We start from the raw sequence: 18,283 nt of genomic DNA, 5'->3' as shown, positions 1-18,283 counted from the left end.
AAAATTATCCGGTAATCTGTATTGATTACCGATATGCTTAGGTAGAATTTAATTTATTTTTATTTTGACTTCATCTTCATTGTCCCAGTTGATTTTGCTATATTCGGCATGAGTTAAGAACTGCTTAAAATATATAATTTTGCTTTTGTATTTAACTTGTACAATTAATCGATACTGATTGCCTTTAATATTAAAGATGGTATATCCACAGACTTGATCGACCGATCGCGAATATCCGTTTCGCACATCTTCTAAGGATTGCCAATCGTTGTCTTTGATTAGCTGGTACCAGGATTTGATCGCACTCTGGGCATCCGGGTAGGGTTCGATCGCACTCAGAAGATTTTTCTTAGAAATCAGTCTCATAGATCGTTTCTCAACTACCATTCTATCTTCTCATTTTGAGAACAACCAGTCAAGTCTCTACTTAATTTTTCCTAAAGAACCTTTTGCCCGATCGCGCACCCTTTGACATTTCAACAAATTTGGTTTACACTTAGCCGGTTGCGATCACCAATGGTAAGATCGGCTCAAGCTAAATATTTTTTTAAGGCGCACAGGCGCAAAGTAATTTCATGGTATACTCTGGAACTGTTTGCTGGCTTCGCTCCACTGCCCGGATTACGATCGGGGCGATCGCAGCTTTTACCCTGTTGCAACCGCTCCAAGTCCAAGCACAACAACCTTCTGGGCCAGAGAACCAACCCCAAGTCGAACCCGCCGACGACCCCACAGACCCCAACAATCTTCGCCCTCTGACGCAAGACAGCAGCTTGCTGAGCGTCCCAGGAGGCCAGCGTTTGATGACAGAAGCCAGCAGTGCTATTTCCAATCAGAATTACGCACTGGCTACTCAAAAACTCCAAGAATCCCGCCAAATTTTCAATCAACTCTCCAACTTCTACCAACAACTGGGTAGCAGTTTTGCCGGAATTGACATCCGCTTGGCCGAAAGCCACCGCACCAAAGCTGTAGAAACAGCCCAAATGCGCGACGAAGCTACCTATCGGCTGGCGTTGGTACACCGGGCGCAAAATAAACCGGAACTGGCTGTGCCCCTGCTGATTCAGATTATTCGATCGCAGCAGCCAACTCGCGACTTGGGCAAGAAAGCTTACCAGCAGTTACTGGAATTGGGTTTTGTGGATTCGCCCTTTCCCCGGCCTGCCAGCAGTCAACCGAGCTCATCTAAGAAATAGTTCCACTAAAATCTAAATTACAGCCGTTTATCAGAGAAACCAATGGTTACACCGTCTCAAGTAGCAGAAATGATTAAGGCAGGGTTGCCCGACGCTAAAATACAAGTTGAGGATTTGACCGGCGGCGGTGACCACTACCAGGCGAGAGTCGTCTCAGCAGCCTTTGAAGGAAAAAGCCGAGTACAGCAGCACCAACTGGTCTACGGCGCTCTCAAACAGGCAATGGCTAGTGAAGCCATCCACGCTTTGGGCTTGGAAACCTTAACTCCCGCAGAATGGGAAGCGAAAAGTCAAGTTGCTTAATTGTTGAGCGGCAATTTGGTATCACAAGTTTGTGCTTCTGTCAATAGTTGCTTGAAATACAACTGCTGCACTTACGCACAAAAACCAAAGAAACCGGGTTTCTTAACCGGAATCTATGGCTGTAACGAAAGATTGTCCTAAAAAACCCGGTTTCTGCGTCAGTCAACGTTTAAAAATTTTCAAACAATATTAGGAGCTACCATGACTACAGCAGCACATGAAAGAATTGACGAATTGGTTAAGCAAAACAAAATCATGGTATTTATGAAGGGCAATAAGTTAATGCCCCAGTGTGGTTTTTCTAATACTGTGGTGCAAATTCTCAATACTTTGGGAGTACCTTACGAAACTGTTGATGTTTTGGCCGACCAGGAAATTCGTCAAGGCGTTAAAGAGTATTCCAACTGGCCGACAATTCCCCAAGTTTATATCAACGGCGAGTTTATTGGTGGCTCGGATATTATGATCGAGATGTATCAAAAGGGCGAATTGCAAGAAGTTGTAGAAGTGGCTTTGGCTTCTTAAATTAGACCGAAAAAACATATCCCCGACTTCTTTAAGAAGCCGGGGAAATAACAGCAATCGCGTTTTACGTTGAATTAGGTTAATTTACTTAATTATTCGTTAGAGCAAGACTAAATCATTTGTGAATTTCTTACTTCCTCCCCGCGGGTTCGGGGAAGGTTGGGATGGGGTAAAAAATTTACGACTCATTTAGGATTGCTATACCAGGCAGAGCCTGGGAACGCACTGCGGTCGGCTATGACTCGAATTTTTAGGCTCCGAAAGCGAGGCAGAGCATCTGGACATTGGTTCCCAGGCAGAGCCAGGGAACCCGTTACAATTGCCAATTCCCCATTGCCAATTCCCAATTCCCAATTCCCAATTCCCAATTCATCAAGGGTTTATCCAACCGAATTTACTATTTAATAGTAGTCGGCTTCAGTTTGGGTCTGTGGCATTGCAAAATTGGAGGGGTCGTGAATGTAACGCGCTGCTTCTTCCTCTAGTCTGTGAATCAGATAGGGTTCCAAACCGTTGGAATGCCGCAGGGCTGCTAAATACCCGTCTAAGTAAAGCCGCAGATCATCGAAGCGATAACCTCTATTCCACATTTCGACGAGGGCGTCGGTGAGTTTCTGGTAGTGCCGGATTGTTTGGGTGTCTTGTAGCATGGTGTGAGGTTGAAATCCTTTGTGGTTTGTATAATGACGGCGGGATTTAGGAATGGCCTCGATTGATGCTGAGTGGCTCAGCTTGAGGCTATTTCTAAATAAAAGTTTTTACCCTGCTCAACAGGCTACCCTCCATAAAAAATTTCACTCGTTGCAATGCAGTTGCTCGACTTTTTGCGCGCACCTAGATAATTCGCTGTGCGTTTAATGGAGTCGGGATGTTGCTGAATTTGGCGGTCAAAGTGGCTGAGTGTTCCGGCTACCGAGCGAACGGTTGGAGGAATTCTAGTTTCACTTGCGCGATTTGTCAACCTCCTGGGAGTGGGGGCTGGGTCGGGGGGATCGCTTTTAGCAGGCGGTTGGGGCATGGGGTCGATCGGCTTTACACTGTCTTATTTTCATTGTAAGCTCATCGCCATAATGATTTAACCTTTCTGCAGGCTGACCCTGCCAAATTAACCCAATCTTTAACATTTGTACCCTGGGTGTGTCCGCTGCTTTAAACGCAGCTCATGCTTGAGTAGCGATGGTTACAAAAGCTTGACAAAAGCTCTGTTAACCTTGTAGCAATTAGTGATATGGGAAGCTCGCCTCTGTGGAATCTGCAAGTATTTCAATTGTTGAAGGGAATCCGCACCTGCGATCGCTCTTGGGCTGGCATCTACAGCAAGTCGGTCACTGGGTGCACCAGTCAGCGGATATCAGTCACGCTAGGGAAATATTTTTCAGCCGTCAGCCAACCCTAGTCATTCTGGATGCCCAATTGCCGGATGGGGATGGTTTGGAATTTTGCAACTGGCTGCAACAGCAGCAGCAGTCGCTGATTTTGATGCTGTCGGCGCGGAATTCGGAATCGGATATTGTTGAAGGTTTGAAGGCGGGCGCAGACGATTACCTGACTAAACCCTTTGGGATGCAAGAGTTTATGGCCAGGGTGGAAGCTCTGATGCGCCGTAACCGCACGATGATACCGCCGGCGACGCTGGAGTGCGGGCTGCTGAAAATTGATTTGGTGCAGCGCCGAGTCAGGTTGTACGAGGAACATATTGAGCTGACTCCCCAGGAATTTAGCCTGCTGTACGTGCTAGCCCAAGCTGGAGGAGTGCCGCTGTCGCGCTCGGATTTGCTGCGGAGGGCTTGGCCCGATGCTATTGATAACCCCCGGACGATCGACACTCACGTACTCTCTCTGCGTAAAAAAATCGAAATCGACCCGCGACAGCCGAGCCTGATTCAAACTGTACGGAATGTCGGCTACCGACTGAATCTGGAGTTGTTGAATGGGAATCAACGGCTTTCTCCGCTGGTACCCGGAGCTGTGAGTTCTTAGACTACGATCGAGCTATAAGTCGGATTTTATTTTGAGAATTGATTGGCGATCGCATCTGTTTTCGCCGCCATAATAAAGTCATTGCGGTGCAGTCCAGAAATCGCGTGAGTCCACCAAGTAACGGTAACTTTTCCCCACTCGGTTAACAGTGCGGGGTGATGTCCTTCGGTTTCTGCTGCTTCGCCGACGCTGTTTGTAAAGGCGATCGCACTTTTGAAATCCGGGAATTCGTAGGTGCGTTCTATTTGGGGAATGCCATTTTTTTCGATTAAATTCCAGTCGGGAATTTGAGGTTTTAGCTGGACAATTTCGTAAGCTGTGAGGCGGGGAGAGTTTGGGCGGCAGGCGGCACAGCGTTCTTTTGCTAAAGGTTCCATAAATTGCTTGTTAGCGAGAAGATGCTAAAAGATATTATAGACATTTCTAATGTGGATTATTTTGGACGGGGCAACTGTCCTTTAGGAGTGACGTAGAGAGTGTGATGGAAATCGTTCAAAAAACCGATGAGCAATCCTTTAAATTTTATGGAAATAATCGTTCACAGTGGAATTGCTTAACCGGTAATATCAGGAAGGGGTGGGCTGATTTGGCTATCTCGCTTATATTGTCTACCTTGGTGAACCCGCCCCTCCAAGTGCGATCGATCAACCGATAACTTTCTTAATCAAATCCAACTTACCTAGATAGGGAGCATAGCGCCATTTTAAGTCAAGTAAAAATGACTTTTGCAGCACGCTTTTTTGATGAGAAAAAGTGTCAAAACTTGCTTTGCCGTGATAGGTGCCGATCCCGCTGTCGCCAACTCCCCCAAAAGGTAAACTTGTTACTCCGACTTGCATAACCGTGTCGTTTATGCAAACTCCGCCGGAAGAAGTTTCTCGCAAAACTCGCTCTTGTTTCTCTTTATCCTTCGAGAATAAATACAAAGCTAGGGGTTTGGGACGGGCGTTGATTTGGGCGATCGCCTCCCCGAAATCATCATACTCCAAAACTGGCAAAATCGGCCCAAAAATCTCATCCTTCATCACAGGCGCATCCCAGGAAACCTTGTCGAGAACCGTGGGTGCAATATATTTATCTTCGGGGTTTGTTTGACCGCCGACGACAACTTCTCCGTCTTTGATAAACTCTGCCAAACGTCCTAAATGATGCTGATTGATAATTCGGGAATAGTCGGGACTTTTCTGCGGATCGTCGCCGTAAAATCCGTGAATTGCTGTTTTAATTGCCTGCATCAAATCTGGTTTAACTTTTTTATCAACTAACAGGTAATCGGGAGCGATACAAGTTTGACCGGCATTGATGAATTTGCCCCACGCAATGCGTTTAGCAGTGTATTCAACTTGAATATCTGAGTCTACAATGCAAGGAGTTTTGCCACCCAATTCTAATGTGACAGGTGTCAGGTGTTTAGCGGCGGCTTCCATGACTATTTTACCGATTTTTGTGCCTCCTGTAAAGAAGATGTGGTCGAATTTTTCCGCTAATAATTGTTGGCTGATTTCCACTCCTCCTTCGACGGCGGCTACGTAGGCGGGATCGAAGGTTTTGGTAATCATGTCGGCGACAACTTCCGACGTGTGCGAGGCGATTTCTGAAGGTTTGAGGATGGCGCAGTTGCCGGCGGCGATCGCCCCGACCAAGGGTGATATCATTAGCTGAAATGGGTAATTCCAAGGCCCGATGATTAAAACTACCCCCAAAGGTTCTGGGTAAATGCGGGCGGATGCTGGGAATTGATCGATCGAAGTAGGCACTTTTTTCGGCTTTGCCCACGATTTTACATTTTTGATGGCATAATTAACTTCTGCGATCGCAGCAATTTCAAAATAAGCCTCGTACTCCGGCCTGTTTAAATCAGCCTTGACAGCATCCACAATCCGTGATTGATTGGAAACGATCGCACTTTTGAGCTTCTTGAGTTGTTCGATCCGAAAATCCACATCCTTAGTTTTCCCAGTCGCAAAAAATTGTCGCTGCTGCTGGATAATATCGCTGACTCTGATTACCATATTTATTCCTCCATGTCTATCAATAAATGTTACAACAGGAAAACGGAACTTGGGTAAAGTGCGATCGGTGTTAAAGCGCAGACTTCTTGAACAAGTCTGCGATCTGGGCTTTATGCTATAACTTATAAGGTATTAATTGTAGATTTTTAATTTGAGTTAAGTCATGAAAATCTCTAAGAACGATTTTTTTTCTATTCCTGCTGGCTGCTTTGCTTGCTTGCAGTAGCAGGATGTACCTCTAAGCCCCAAAAGCAAGTTGTCATCTGCTCGAAAGACTTTACCGAACAAGTCATCCTCGCAGAAATTTTAGCACGCCATATCGAAGCTAAAACAGATATCAAAGTAGAACGAGAACTGAATCTCGGAGGCTCGCTTTGCCATCAATCCCTAACAGCAGGTAAAATCGATTTGTACGTCGAATACACGGGTACTGCTTACGCCAACCTGCTCAAACAGAAACCGATTTATGACCCCAAAAAAGTCCTCGATTACCTCAAACAAGAATATCCCAAACAGTTTAAAGCTGAATGGACGGAACCGCTGGGATTTAATAACAGTTTTGCGATTATTGTGCGGGGAGACGATGCGAAAAAACTCAATTTACAAACTCTCTCGCAACTTGGGAAAGCTGCACCTAAACTCCGGGCTGGTTTCGGCCCAGAATTTAACGAGAGAGAAGATGGATTTCCCGGATTGGCTAAAACTTACGGGATTAAGTTTCGAGAAGAACCGAAGGAGTTGCTGTTAGGATTGCTTTATCAAGCGCTGCAACAAAAAGAAGTAGATGTGATTGCTGGTAATACGACGGACGGTTTGATTCAAAGTTTAGGTTTAGTAGTTCTCAAGGATGACAAGAACTATTTCCCGCCCTACGAAGCAGTTCCGGTTGTGCGATCGCAAATTTTGGATAAATACCCAGAATTGCGTCAAGTGCTCGCAGAATTGGGCGGCAAAATCTCCGAGGAAGATATGCGGAAACTAAACTACCAAGTTGATAAACAACAGCAAGAAGCCGGACAAGTGGCGCGGGAGTTTTTGCAGCAAAAATTGGGCTTTTCAAATCCCGAACCTAGTGCAAAGTAATCGGCACTTTCTCTCCTACAAGTTCACTTTATATGCGTAGCAGCTTACTTAGAACAGGAGTTTAAACTAAGACAGAATAAAGAGATGCATTACTGTAGATTGAATGCACTAAAAAATGAAAAATCAACAACTTGAGCTAGTCCTAAACAAGTAATGATAAATTGTAGTGATGGATAAAATACCCAATCGCACCGATGTGATTATTGAATGACTTAGAAAAAGATAAGGTCTTTCGTACCAAACGACACACCCGTTGTCGGAGAGTGTTATTGAAGCGCTCGATATAAGTGGTTTTACCCGTTTCTTTCCCGACCGCCTGATGCCGCTTACTTGGTAACACCTTCGAGTAAGCCGCCCAGAAATCCGTGTAGACGACGGCACATTGTCGATAGACCCGCGGTAATGATTTCCATAATTCACTCGCGGCGGCCGAGTCTCTTGCCCCAATGTAAACCCCGACAATTTCACGGGTCTTGGCGTCTAAAGCTAACCCTCTTTTGTCACTCTACGCAGAGGAAAACTGGAAATAAGGGATATTGAGGTTTTGAAAAATTGAACCAGTTAAATTATTGACAAGCATTTGAAGTTTAAAAAAGCCCTCGGATAACTTAGGAATAGTAAAAACTCGTAGCCAAGGTTTAATAAAGTTAAATAGTACAAATGGTTGAAGTATTAAACGGAGGTTGTTAAGAATATTCTTCCACCCATTTCCTTGAGCCCACCAAGGATATGATAAAAAATTAGATTCAGATTGTGGTGGTAATTTTAGCAGTTGTTCAGAGTGGAGACTAACCATCAAATAAGCCCTAAAAATAATTTCCCACCATTTTTCTATTTGTGGATAATTAGTTAAGCGAAAATCTGCCCATCCTAATTCGTTTTTACTTTGCTTCAAACCATATTCTACCCAAGTTCTTAAAGCATAAAAATTACCTACTTCTCTGGGTGTAATGTTGGGAAATTTACTCATTACATACCAAGTAGTGTGTTTGGGCAGCTCCTCTTTATCAGTTGTGATTTGCCAATATTTAATTTCCGGATTATCACCACAAATAATCTCTCTTATATATCTGTCTTCCGAGCTTAAATCTGAGAAGACACGTTTGAATCTTTGCCACTTTGAAGATTTGACTTTCGCGTCTGTAACTCCCCATGCTTTGTGGTTAGAGCGAATTGCCACAATAAAATTTAGATTCCATTTCTCTAGTATTTGAATAAAATTGTTACTACTCTCTCCGTATAAACTATCTGCTAGGACAAGATTAAATTTAAATCCTATCGCACGCAATTGTTTTATCGTTTTTGCGGCAATTTCATGTTTAGTTAGATATTCATGTCCTGGTTGCAGTCTTGATCTCGGTTTATAAACTTCAAATAATAGAGGAAAAGTCAGACCAGATCAAAGACCATACGCTGTAACTGCAACGATACCATTATCTGTTTTACTTAAATTTCCAATGTACTGCCGTTTTACATAATCAGTCGCATCCCCGTTTTTTTTATCTTCTGTCTCATCAATTATTAGTAATATTGGACGCCCTTGAAGTACATATAATATTAATTCTAATCGTTGCTGACTTAATTCTTTTACATCCCAAGGTGATTGTGTTAAAAAATGGTGTAATGCTTGATGATTATCTAGCCCTATAACTTTCGCTATTGATGGTAGTGTTTTGCGTTTTATGTCCGATATCATACCGACATATCAGTAATTAAAAGCTTCAAAGCTCCTAACTTCGGGAAATATGTTTTGGTAAATTTGACAATATTCATCTATAAATTTGACGGTGGGTACTGGTTGACGAGGCTCTACCATAGGACTGGCAATGCTTTTGTGGTGTGTCACTGATTATACTACCACGAGAGTGACAAAAGAGGGTTAAATTCGGCTGTCGAGCGGGATGCAATGGAAGCTGTGCGAAGCACAGCGGCTTAACCGCCTTGGGGGTTGCTATAAGTCCAGGAATCTTATTCCGTTTGGGCAAGACTTTGGGTACTAATTGGGTAGGTAAATACTCTCACCAGTCGCTCTAACCTCACTTGTTTCTCGCTCTTGTATCAAGTTCAACAAGATTGTCCGTAAAAGAAACTGGGCTGGTGTCAGTAGTTTTTGTAAGTGAGTCTGATAAAATATTGGTAACATTTATTTTGGGCATAAGCGACCGTGTAACGATTTGACTCCCTATCTTTTTTTACTATAATTCGGCTGCATTTTTACCCACTCTGGGTTTGGGGCCGCTTGTTACCCCTCCAGATGTGGAACATCTAATGAAACACGCCCAAAAATAATGAAAAACCCGGTTTCTTTAAAAAGCCGGGTTTTTGCGTATTCTATTGTTTATTTAAGCTACTTAACTTCAGCCGATCGCCGACTGTTAGGTGATTCGTAGTAAACTCCCGAACCTGTATCCGAGACAAAATGACAATCCCAGTAAGAGCGAATAAAGCTCTTCCAAATTGGCTCGGTTGACTTGCGATAATAATCGCCCAACACTGGCTTGATGGCTTCCGTTGCTTCCTTCAAGTGATAGTGCGGCATGGTCGAGAAAATGTGGTGGGCTACGTGGGTGCCGATATCGTGATGGATGGAATTGATGATTCCGTAGTCGCGATCGATCGTAGACAATGCACCTTTCAAGAAAGACCAATCTTTACCGCGATACCAAGGAATGTCCGCTTCTGTGTGGTGCAGGAATGTTACCAAATCCAGCCACATCACGAACACTACATAGGGAACCAAGTAGAACTTGAGTAAAAACAGCCAACCAAACTGATATGTTAGCGCGCCTAAAAAGCCTACCATCAGTACCAAGGATGCGGAACTCGTCAACACATCCCATTTTTCGGACGGACGGAAAATCGGGCTACCGGGCATGAAGTGAGAACCTGCCCGATCGGGCGATCGGCGAAATAGATAAATTGGATAGGCAAATAACATTAAATAAAAGCGTCCTAGCTTTTCGTACCAAGGCATTTGATTGTATTTGCTCTCCGATACCGGATACCAGCTTTCATCGTTATCTAAGCTGCCTGTATTTGCGTGGTGGGTTCTGTGACTAATCCGCCAACCGTGGAAGGGTACGAGAATTGGAGCGTGGGAGAGGTGTCCGATCAGGTTGTTGAGCCATTTGCTCTTAGAAAATGAACCGTGTCCGCAGTCGTGGCCCACTACAAACAATGCCCAAAACATGGTTCCCTGCATCAACCAAAAGATTGGGTAAAAAAGCCAGGAATCGACGGTGTAGGCGATCGCATACAAACCTGCGATAATTCCAAGATCTAAAAAGAAATAAGCCAGAGATCTCCATGCCGAGGGTTCAAAACAGTGGGCTGGAATGGCTGCCTTGATATCTTGAAGAGTAAAAGGTAACTCTGCTGTACGAGAGGATGAGCCTTGATTGCTCGCGGGATTGAGAACAGTATTTGATTGCACGAAGTTTCCGATTTAAGCTGACTTGAGAAACCGCATTCCGCCTTGTAACAGTCAATCGATTTTAGATTTTAGATTTTAGATTTTAGATTCACTCCACAGATGAATCTGGGGGCTTAAACTAAGATCTAAATTCTTTGGCTCTCCCGGACAGGAGTCGGGGGGCTGTATGCCTATGCAGGTGAGGTAACATTCAACCTGCAAGGAGCCATATTTTTACTCTGCAAGGGTTTCTAAAGTTCTTTAGTTCGCAGGATTAGCCCGTCCGCGATTCTCAAGCAAGTTGGCTTGTGGAATACTTGTGTGGGAAAAATTAGTGCGATCGACCCTGTTATCTGAAAAAATCTCATGTGCCCGTTGTTGGTGCGAAATGCGACTTCCATCTGAGAGTGGACATCTGGAGGAACTACCTCCAGTCTGCAGGTAGCATACAGCGTTTCGAGCAGGAATTGTGAACGAGAGTGTAGGGAAAAACCACCGATTTTAGATTGGCGATTTTAGATTCAAGCACAAATCTCAAATCTCCAATCTCCAATCTCCAATCCGAGGGTTCGGTTTCACACAAGTTCTAGCCAAGCGACTGTTCACTACAGTTCACCAATTCTGCAAGAATTGCTAAAGCTAAGTTAATGTAACATTTCTACACACATTCTGGCAATGACTTACCAGAAAAACTTAAAAATCCCTAAATTGCGGAAAGTGACGGGCGATCGCTTTCCCACTTTTGGATTTTCTAGGTTCCAGCTTTTTCTAATATGAGCTTAGACCGTTTTACCACTTCTGGAACGTCGATCGGATAATCACCCGTGAAACAGGCCGAACAAAAACTCATCGGGTCTTCGTTAGTCGCCTTCAGCATTCCATCCCAACTCAAGAAAGCCAAAGAATCTACCCCAATTTGGACGCCGATTTCTGCGACTGACTTAGTAGCAGCAATCAACTGATCTTGATTGTCGGTGTCGATCCCGTAGAAACAAGGATGTGTCACCGGCGGCGAAGAAATTCTCATGTGAACTGCCGTTGCGCCCGCATCCCGCAAGGCTTTGACGATTTTGCGACTGGTTGTGCCGCGCACGATCGAATCATCGATAATAATTACTCGCTTTCCTTCCAACACATCTTTGAGAGGGTTGAGTTTCATGCGGATTCCTGACTCTCGCATTGTCTGAGTCGGTTGAATAAAAGTGCGCCCGACGTAGCGATTTTTAATCAATCCTTCGGCGTAAGGAATGCCGGAAGCTTGAGAAAAGCCGATCGCCGCCGGGATTCCAGAATCGGGAACGCCTATGACTATATCAGCATCAGCCGGAGATTCTGCTGCCAACAAACGCCCGATCCGCAGTCGGTAGCTGTACAAACTTTCACCTTCCATCTGGCTGTCGGGTCGAGCAAAATAGATCATTTCAAAGATACAAAGTTTGCGCTTCTGCTGCTGACTCCAGTGGAAGGAAGCCATACCTTGCTCTGTAATCCAAACTAATTCCCCGGGTTCTACGTCCCGCAAAAATTCAGCACCGATAATATCCAAACCACAAGTTTCCGATGCTAAAACGTATCGTACCGGAGTTGTGGGGAGGATGCCAATTACCAGCGGGCGGACCCCTTGGGGGTCGCGGACTCCCATCACGCCTTTGGGGGTGGCGATCGTCAAACTAAAGGCTCCTTGGCACATAGCAAACGCACTGATCGCTGCTTCCAGCCAGTCTTTGCCCTTGTCTACCTCGGAACCGATCGCCACTGCGATCGCCTCTGAATCCGTCGTGCTGACAAATTCGCACTTCCGAGACAGCAATTCTTCCCGCAATTCTTTTGTATTGACAAGATTCCCATTATGTGCTAATGCCAGACTTCCCAAACGAGTTTCGACAACCACAGGCTGAGCGTTGACCACGCGCGACGAGCCGGTAGTAGAGTAGCGAGTGTGGCCTACGGCTAAGTTACCGGGCAAGTGACCTAAACTCGATTCGTTGAAGACTTGGGAAACCAGTCCCATATCTTTGTGCAGGTGGACTTTTTCACCGTCAAAGGTGGCAATTCCTGCTGATTCCTGACCCCGGTGCTGCAAGGCATACAAACCGAAGTAGGTCAACTTGGCGACATCTTCACCCGGTGCGTAGATACCGAAAACGCCACAAGCTTCCTCGGGCTTGTCGGGTTTGCTAGAATGCTCGTCAGCCGCGAAGGAATGGTTGGGAATCATAGATGGGTGGGTTCCTAATGGGGAAGGTGGGTTAGGGGGACAGTTTCAGCGGGAAATCTTGTTTGCGAAGGCGTCGCATAACTTAACATTCCCTTAATCTTGCCACGGATCTGTCATTATTTCCAAATTGTGTAGCATTTCAGACCGAAGCGATGCGGCGTTTAATGGCATTGTAGTATCGATCGCCCCCAAATCCTATATTAACCTTGATTAATCGTGGGCGAGGGATTCGGTGATAGAAAAATACTGTTGGCGAATTCGCCAATGGTGTTAACCCTCACATCTGGAATGCAGCATTTGGGTTCGCTTTGGCGAGTTAATAGCTATATGGTTAATTAAATATTTAGTCCAGAGGCACTATTTTTAGGGGTGAGGGGTAAAACCATTTTTAAATTCGCCAACAGTCTCTTGAAATCGCTTAAGAGTCAAACTCTCGTCCCAGTAGAGGGGAACGAAGAAATAGGCGATCGTGCAATGGCAAATAAATTATAAAATTGCTTGACTGGCTTTTTGAAATATTAGAATTTAAGGGCGATCGCTCTTGACTTTTTCAGGGGATTGACCTACTATATCATCATGGGAATCTGTGCGGCCATGTAAGGTCAATTTTGGCGCGATCGAGTATTAAGTAATACCGACAGGAGTGAACCGTGGGATGGAGATTTGGCAGCCTGAAAAATTTTCTCTACAAAGTCAATCAGCTTCATCTCCTGACAAAACTTCCTCTAAATCTCTCGCTGCGTGTAGAATTCGCACCACCTCAATACAGTCATCGAAAGACAAATAGAAAATCAGATAATTCTCAAAACCCCTAACTGACAATCTTCGCAAACCCTCCAACCGTGGATTTTGAACCGGATACAGGCGACCCATTCCCGACATTTGAGCCAATCTCGCAAATGTCTGACGTGCTGCATCAAAAAAACGCAATGCAGCATCAAGATTATTTTGAGCAATATAAGCAAAATTTTCGTCTAAATCTTGACTTGCTCTTGGTGTAATGACAATCCGTTTAGTCATTGCTGCTGTGGGTCAAGTTTCTGCACCAACTGAGCGCGTTTTTGCTCCCACCAATCATCGGTAATCTCTATAGAATTGCCACTATCCAAACCAGCCAACAATAACGACTCAACCCGCGCGGATCTTGCTTGTTCTTGGCGTATTAGGTGCAAGATGTATTCCGCTGCATTACTGTAGCCTCCGATTGCCACTTGTTCGTTAATAAAATTTTCAATTGAATCGGGAAGAGGAAGATTGAGGGTCATATTTTTTATCCTTCCTGATGTGTGACCTTGGCCTATTTTAACTATTATAGGACTTATGCACGGGTAGCCAGAAACCGGGTTTTTTTGCCCAGAAGACGCGCTACAGACCGCAGAAACCGCAAAAAACCCGGTTTCTTTGGTTTTGATGCGTCCAGAACTATATTTATAAACCAGGTTGAAACCGCCAAGCCTTAAAAGAAAAATCCTCGCGGGAGACTACACGGAAACCAAAGCCACGCGAAAACCGATGTCCGAGTAACGATCGCCCGCCAAATTGCTAAGACGATACGCACTGCGACAATTCACCGCAGAGTCCTTCCAGGAACCGCCACACCGCACCCGGCGATCGCTTTGATCGTTGTCGAGATGACTGCACCATTCCCAAACATTTCCGTGCATATCATAAAGTCCAAAAGCATTGGGTGAAAAATTCCCGACCTCAGTTGTTTGTTTGCGGTAAAGTCCCTTCGATGCCCCTGCGTAGGGATTATTGCCATTATAATTAACTAAATCCGGGGTAATTGTTTCACCAAAATAGAAAGGTGTTTTAGTTCCGGCGCGACAAGCATATTCCCATTCCGCTTGTGAAGGTAAGCGATAAGTCTTGCCTGTTTTTTTAGAAAGCCGCTTGCAGAATTCCACAGCGTCATTCCAGCTTACTTTTTCGACAGGAAGTTTCGCACCTTTGAACTCAGAAGGGTTATTTCCCATCACCGCTTGGTATTGTTCTTGAGTTATCTCATATTTACCCATAAAAAAAGCAGGCATATTCAGGGTACGCTGCGGCCCTTCATAGCTACTTCGTCCGGCTTCCGTATCGGGGGAACCCATCACGAAACTGCCGCCAGGAATTGCTACCATGTCTAGACTAATACCATTCCCAATATTTTCTCTAAAAGCCTGTGCTTTTCCTTGACGGCGGTTGGCGATTTGCCCCGTAGAGTTGACTGTCACGGTTTCAAAAGTAAAGCTTTTTAAAGCATTGGAAAATGGCTGAGGTTTTGGAGTTTCTGGTGCGGGTTTTGGAGATGGTTTTGGAGATGGTTTTGGCGATGGACTTTCTGCTACAGATTGTGGAGATGGTTTTGGCGATGATTTTTTAGCTGTAGTTTTAGGAGATGATTTTTGAGATGATGACTTAGGAGATGGCTGCTCATTTTTGGATGAAGGTGGAAGATTTGGTGAAGTTGAAGAAGATTTGTTGTTCAACAAACTTTGACTCAGCAGGGCTAAGGCAAATCCTCCCCCAGCAAAACCCGCTAATTGCAATAAACCTCGCCTTGTTGTGTTAGTTTGTAACGGCAAAGAGTGTTGTGGAATCACAGGAATTGTGGGATTTAGTATCGGTGCGGGAGTTGGTATTGACTGACTTTGAAAATCTTTTAAAACTTCATCTGCTGATTGATAGCGCTGCTGGATATCTTTTGCCAACAACTTAGATAAAATCACTTCCAATCCCTTGTCTATGGGACTTTTCAAATGTTGCTGCCAATTTCCAGTCCAGCTATAACCGTATTCCGTCCACAAACCATAAGGATGTACCCCCGTCAGTAGATGAAAAGCCGTCGCCCCCAAACTGAACAAATCGCTTGCTGCATAAGCTTCACCCCCTTGCATTTGTTCAAGCGGTGCATAACCATGCGAACCAATTTGCGTTCCCCGTCTTGATATCACTGTTCCCGACAACTGTTTGGAAACTCCGAAATCAATCAGCATTAACACACCGTCGCTGCGACGGCGCATAATATTCTCTGGCTTGATATCTCGGTGAACAATTTTTTGTTCGTGAACAAATTTTAGAACAGGTAGAAGTTCGAGTAATAGTTGCTTAACTTGGCTTTCTTGCCAAATTCCCTGATTTTGGAAAAGCGTCAACAAATTATCCCCATCCACAAACTGCTGTACGAGATACAAATATTTGTTGTCTTCAAAGTAGGCATCTAGGGATGGAATTTGCGGATGTTGTCCTAGCTGTTGCAGTTGTCTAGCTTCTAGCTGAAATAATTCTACCGCTTTGTTAATCGCCCAAGTTCCCTGGACATCGGGTGCTAATTGTTTAACGACACAGGGTTGATTTAGTCTATCAATATCTTCTGCTAAATAGGTTCGACCGAAGCCACCTTGACCGAGGAGTTTGATCATGCGGAAACGATTTCGCAGGATGGGTACGAGTTGAAGGCCACAACTGATACAATATGTTTGCCCGTCGGGGTTCTGAGGGTTGGGGCAGTCTGGATTGATACAGCAAATCATTTATTTTAGGAATGATATTGTTTATATTGTATAGATTGACTGGGCGATTGAATCGACGATTGATAGGGAGATTGAAAAAATTAGCCTAATTTGTAGGGTGCGTCGCTGTGAAATTTTCTAGGCAATTTGCAGATTTTTAATGCGACGCACCTTACTATTGTGTGGTGCGTCGCTGTGAAATTGTCGATCTTCCTTACAGATTTTTGATGCGACGCACCCTACCACTACTACGCGGAAACTAGGACGAGGAAGAAACCGACCTTACCACCACGCGAAAACCGAGGTGCCTGCTGCGATGGACCGCCCAATTCCTGCCACGATAGGCACTACGGCAATAGACCGTATTGCAGTTCCAGGCACCAGCACGCAGCACTCGGTTATTATCTGTTCCAGTTTCCCAAGAACTTCCATCAGTCGGTGCGCCGTTATAATTACCATGCCATTTATCGCTGCACCATTCCCAAACATTCCCGTGCATATCATACAAACCAAACGGATTCGGCGGAAAACTCCCCACATCCGTTGTTTGTTTGCGGTAAAGTCCCTTCGGCGCAGAACCGTAGGGATAATTGCCATCATAATTAACTAAATTTGGGGTAATTGTTTCGCCAAAATAGAAAGGCGTTGTAGTTCCGGCGCGACAAGCATATTCCCATTCGGCTTCCGAAGGTAAGCGATAAATCTTGCCGGTTTTTTGAGAAATTTTCTGGCAGAATTCCAGAGCATTATTCCAGCTTACTTGTTCTACAGGACGTTTCAAACCTTTGATATCAGAAGGGTTATTCCCCATCACTACTTCCCACTGTTCTTGAGTAATGGGATATTTACCCATAAAAAAAGGATAGATATTAACAGTACGCTGCGGCCCTTCATTGTTACTTCGCCTTGCTTCCGTATTGGGAGAACCCATCACGAAACGGCCACCAGGAATTGCTACCATGTCTAAGGTTGCACCGCTACCTAAATTTTCCCTAAAAAATTGTGCTTGACGGTGTTGATGGCTAGTTATATTACCCCGCACATCAACTGTCACCGTGTCAAAGTCAAACTTTTTTAAAGTCTCTATAAAATTTGGCGTTGACTGACGTTGAAAATCTATTAAAACTTCCTCTGCTGATTGATAGCGCTGCTGGATATTTTTTGCCAACAACTTAGATAAAATCAATTCCAATTCCTTGTCTATGGGACTCTTCAAATGTTGCTGCCAATTTCCAGTCCAATTATAACCTTTTTCTAGCAACAAATCAGAAGGATGTACCCCCGTCATTAGATGAAAAGCCGTCACCCCCAAGCTAAACAAATCGCTGGCTGGATAAGCTTCACCCCCTTTCATTTGTTCAATGGGTGCATAAGCATCCGAACCAATTTTCGTTCCCGGTCTCGACATCACTGTTCCCGACAACTGTTTGGAAACTCCGAAATCAATGAGCATGAACAAACCATCGCTATGACGGCGCATAATATTCTCAGGCTTGATATCTCGGTGAATGATTTTTTGTTCGTGAATAAACTTGAGAACAGGTAGAAGTTCGAGTAATAGTTGCTTAACTTGGTTTTCTTGCCAAATTCCCTGATTATAGAAAAGCGTCAACAAATTATCCCCATCAACAAACTGCTGTACGAGATACAAATATTTGTTGTCTTCAAAGTAGGCATCTAGTGATGGAATTTGGGGATGTTGTCCTAGCTGTTGCAGTTGTCTAGCTTCTTGCTGAAATAATTCTACCGCTTTGCTTATCGCCCAAGTTCCCTGGACATCGGGTGCTAATTGTTTAACGACACAGGGTTGATTTAGTCTATCAATATCTTCTGCTAAATAGGTTCGACCGAAGCCACCTTGACCGAGGAGTTTGATCATGCGGAAACGATTTCGCAGGATGGGTACGAGTTCAAGGCCACAACTGATGCAATATGTTTGCCCGTCGGGGTTTTGAGGATTGGGGCAGTCGGGATTGATACAGCAAATCATTTATTTGAGGAATGATATTGTTTATATTGTATAGTGTCTCAGAACCCCGACTTCTGTTATAGGT

Annotated in this window: 16 protein-coding genes and 2 pseudogenes; 5 read left to right on the top strand and 13 right to left on the bottom strand. The window is 44.5% G+C overall.

The window, feature by feature from the left end:
• Nucleotides 1–48: 48 nt before the first annotated feature.
• Nucleotides 49–366 carry a type II toxin-antitoxin system HigB family toxin gene (locus tag QUA77_RS07695; protein ID WP_333042757.1) on the bottom strand — a complete coding sequence of 106 codons (318 nt, stop codon included), beginning with the start codon at nucleotides 364–366 and terminating at the stop codon, nucleotides 49–51.
• Between the two features lie 209 nt (nucleotides 367–575).
• Between QUA77_RS07695 and QUA77_RS07690 the strand changes: the two genes are divergently transcribed.
• The 3 genes from QUA77_RS07690 to grxD all read left to right on the top strand — a co-directional run bounded on the left by QUA77_RS07690 (nucleotide 576) and on the right by grxD (nucleotide 2,027).
• A complete protein-coding gene (locus QUA77_RS07690) occupies nucleotides 576–1,199 on the top strand; it encodes a hypothetical protein (protein WP_333063180.1) in 624 nt (207 codons plus the stop codon).
• A 42-nt stretch (nucleotides 1,200–1,241) separates the two neighbouring features.
• Entirely contained in the window at nucleotides 1,242–1,502 is a 261-nt protein-coding gene (locus QUA77_RS07685) for a BolA family transcriptional regulator (protein ID WP_333068825.1), read from the top strand.
• Between the two features lie 201 nt (nucleotides 1,503–1,703).
• Nucleotides 1,704–2,027, top strand: a complete 324-nt coding sequence (gene grxD, locus QUA77_RS07680) for a Grx4 family monothiol glutaredoxin (RefSeq protein ID WP_333042762.1) — start codon at nucleotides 1,704–1,706, stop codon at nucleotides 2,025–2,027.
• Between the two features lie 401 nt (nucleotides 2,028–2,428).
• Here the strand turns inward: grxD and QUA77_RS07675 are convergent, their stop codons facing one another.
• A complete protein-coding gene (locus tag QUA77_RS07675; RefSeq protein ID WP_006634037.1) occupies nucleotides 2,429–2,677 on the bottom strand; it encodes a DUF6761 family protein in 249 nt (82 codons plus the stop codon).
• Nucleotides 2,678–2,802: 125 nt separating this feature from the next.
• The gene (locus QUA77_RS07670) at nucleotides 2,803–3,045 is read right to left on the bottom strand and encodes a hypothetical protein (RefSeq protein WP_333042763.1); all 243 of its coding nucleotides are present in this window, start codon (nucleotides 3,043–3,045) and stop codon (nucleotides 2,803–2,805) included.
• Nucleotides 3,046–3,272: 227 nt separating this feature from the next.
• Between QUA77_RS07670 and QUA77_RS07665 the strand changes: the two genes are divergently transcribed.
• On the top strand, nucleotides 3,273–4,007 hold the full coding sequence (locus tag QUA77_RS07665) for a response regulator transcription factor (RefSeq protein ID WP_333146017.1): 735 nt from the start codon (nucleotides 3,273–3,275) through the stop codon (nucleotides 4,005–4,007).
• Nucleotides 4,008–4,033: 26 nt separating this feature from the next.
• Here the strand turns inward: QUA77_RS07665 and QUA77_RS07660 are convergent, their stop codons facing one another.
• Both QUA77_RS07660 and QUA77_RS07655 read right to left on the bottom strand, forming a co-directional pair.
• Nucleotides 4,034–4,384 carry a 4a-hydroxytetrahydrobiopterin dehydratase gene (locus QUA77_RS07660; RefSeq protein WP_333146019.1) on the bottom strand — a complete coding sequence of 117 codons (351 nt, stop codon included), beginning with the start codon at nucleotides 4,382–4,384 and terminating at the stop codon, nucleotides 4,034–4,036.
• Between the two features lie 267 nt (nucleotides 4,385–4,651).
• Entirely contained in the window at nucleotides 4,652–6,019 is a 1,368-nt protein-coding gene (locus QUA77_RS07655; RefSeq protein WP_333449748.1) for an aldehyde dehydrogenase, read from the bottom strand.
• A 213-nt stretch (nucleotides 6,020–6,232) separates the two neighbouring features.
• On the opposite strand from QUA77_RS07655, the gene QUA77_RS07650 reads away from it, so the two are divergent.
• Nucleotides 6,233–7,102 carry a glycine betaine ABC transporter substrate-binding protein gene (locus QUA77_RS07650; RefSeq protein ID WP_333449747.1) on the top strand — a complete coding sequence of 290 codons (870 nt, stop codon included), beginning with the start codon at nucleotides 6,233–6,235 and terminating at the stop codon, nucleotides 7,100–7,102.
• A gap of 142 nt (nucleotides 7,103–7,244) precedes the next feature.
• Here QUA77_RS07650 and QUA77_RS07645 read toward each other — a convergent pair.
• From QUA77_RS07645 to QUA77_RS07610, 8 genes and pseudogenes are all read right to left on the bottom strand, one after another.
• A pseudogene (locus QUA77_RS07645) lies at nucleotides 7,245–7,592 on the bottom strand (IS1 family transposase); the annotation flags it as partial.
• Between the two features lie 15 nt (nucleotides 7,593–7,607).
• Nucleotides 7,608–8,918: pseudogene (locus QUA77_RS07640) on the bottom strand (IS701 family transposase).
• Between the two features lie 531 nt (nucleotides 8,919–9,449).
• On the bottom strand, nucleotides 9,450–10,535 hold the full coding sequence (locus tag QUA77_RS07635; RefSeq protein ID WP_333449746.1) for a DUF3474 domain-containing protein: 1,086 nt from the start codon (nucleotides 10,533–10,535) through the stop codon (nucleotides 9,450–9,452).
• A gap of 730 nt (nucleotides 10,536–11,265) precedes the next feature.
• Nucleotides 11,266–12,732 carry an amidophosphoribosyltransferase gene (gene purF, locus QUA77_RS07630; RefSeq protein ID WP_333449745.1) on the bottom strand — a complete coding sequence of 489 codons (1,467 nt, stop codon included), beginning with the start codon at nucleotides 12,730–12,732 and terminating at the stop codon, nucleotides 11,266–11,268.
• Between the two features lie 693 nt (nucleotides 12,733–13,425).
• Complete coding sequence (locus QUA77_RS07625) at nucleotides 13,426–13,752, bottom strand: type II toxin-antitoxin system RelE/ParE family toxin (RefSeq protein ID WP_333436166.1); 327 nt, start codon at nucleotides 13,750–13,752, stop codon at nucleotides 13,426–13,428.
• On the bottom strand, nucleotides 13,749–13,997 hold the full coding sequence (locus QUA77_RS07620; protein WP_333449744.1) for a type II toxin-antitoxin system ParD family antitoxin: 249 nt from the start codon (nucleotides 13,995–13,997) through the stop codon (nucleotides 13,749–13,751). Before QUA77_RS07620 ends, QUA77_RS07625 begins: the two co-directional genes overlap by 4 nt.
• Nucleotides 13,998–14,213: 216 nt before the next feature.
• Nucleotides 14,214–16,250, bottom strand: a complete 2,037-nt coding sequence (locus QUA77_RS07615) for a bifunctional serine/threonine-protein kinase/formylglycine-generating enzyme family protein (RefSeq protein WP_333449743.1) — start codon at nucleotides 16,248–16,250, stop codon at nucleotides 14,214–14,216.
• A gap of 238 nt (nucleotides 16,251–16,488) precedes the next feature.
• Nucleotides 16,489–18,219: a bifunctional serine/threonine-protein kinase/formylglycine-generating enzyme family protein gene (locus tag QUA77_RS07610; protein WP_333449742.1), complete on the bottom strand. Its 1,731-nt coding sequence runs from the start codon at nucleotides 18,217–18,219 to the stop codon at nucleotides 16,489–16,491.
• Nucleotides 18,220–18,283 lie beyond the last annotated feature (64 nt).

Source organism: Microcoleus sp. K5-D4 (genome assembly GCF_036704575.1).
Lineage (GTDB): Bacteria > Cyanobacteriota > Cyanobacteriia > Cyanobacteriales > Microcoleaceae > Microcoleus.
This window is presented reverse-complemented; position numbering and strand designations above follow the sequence as displayed.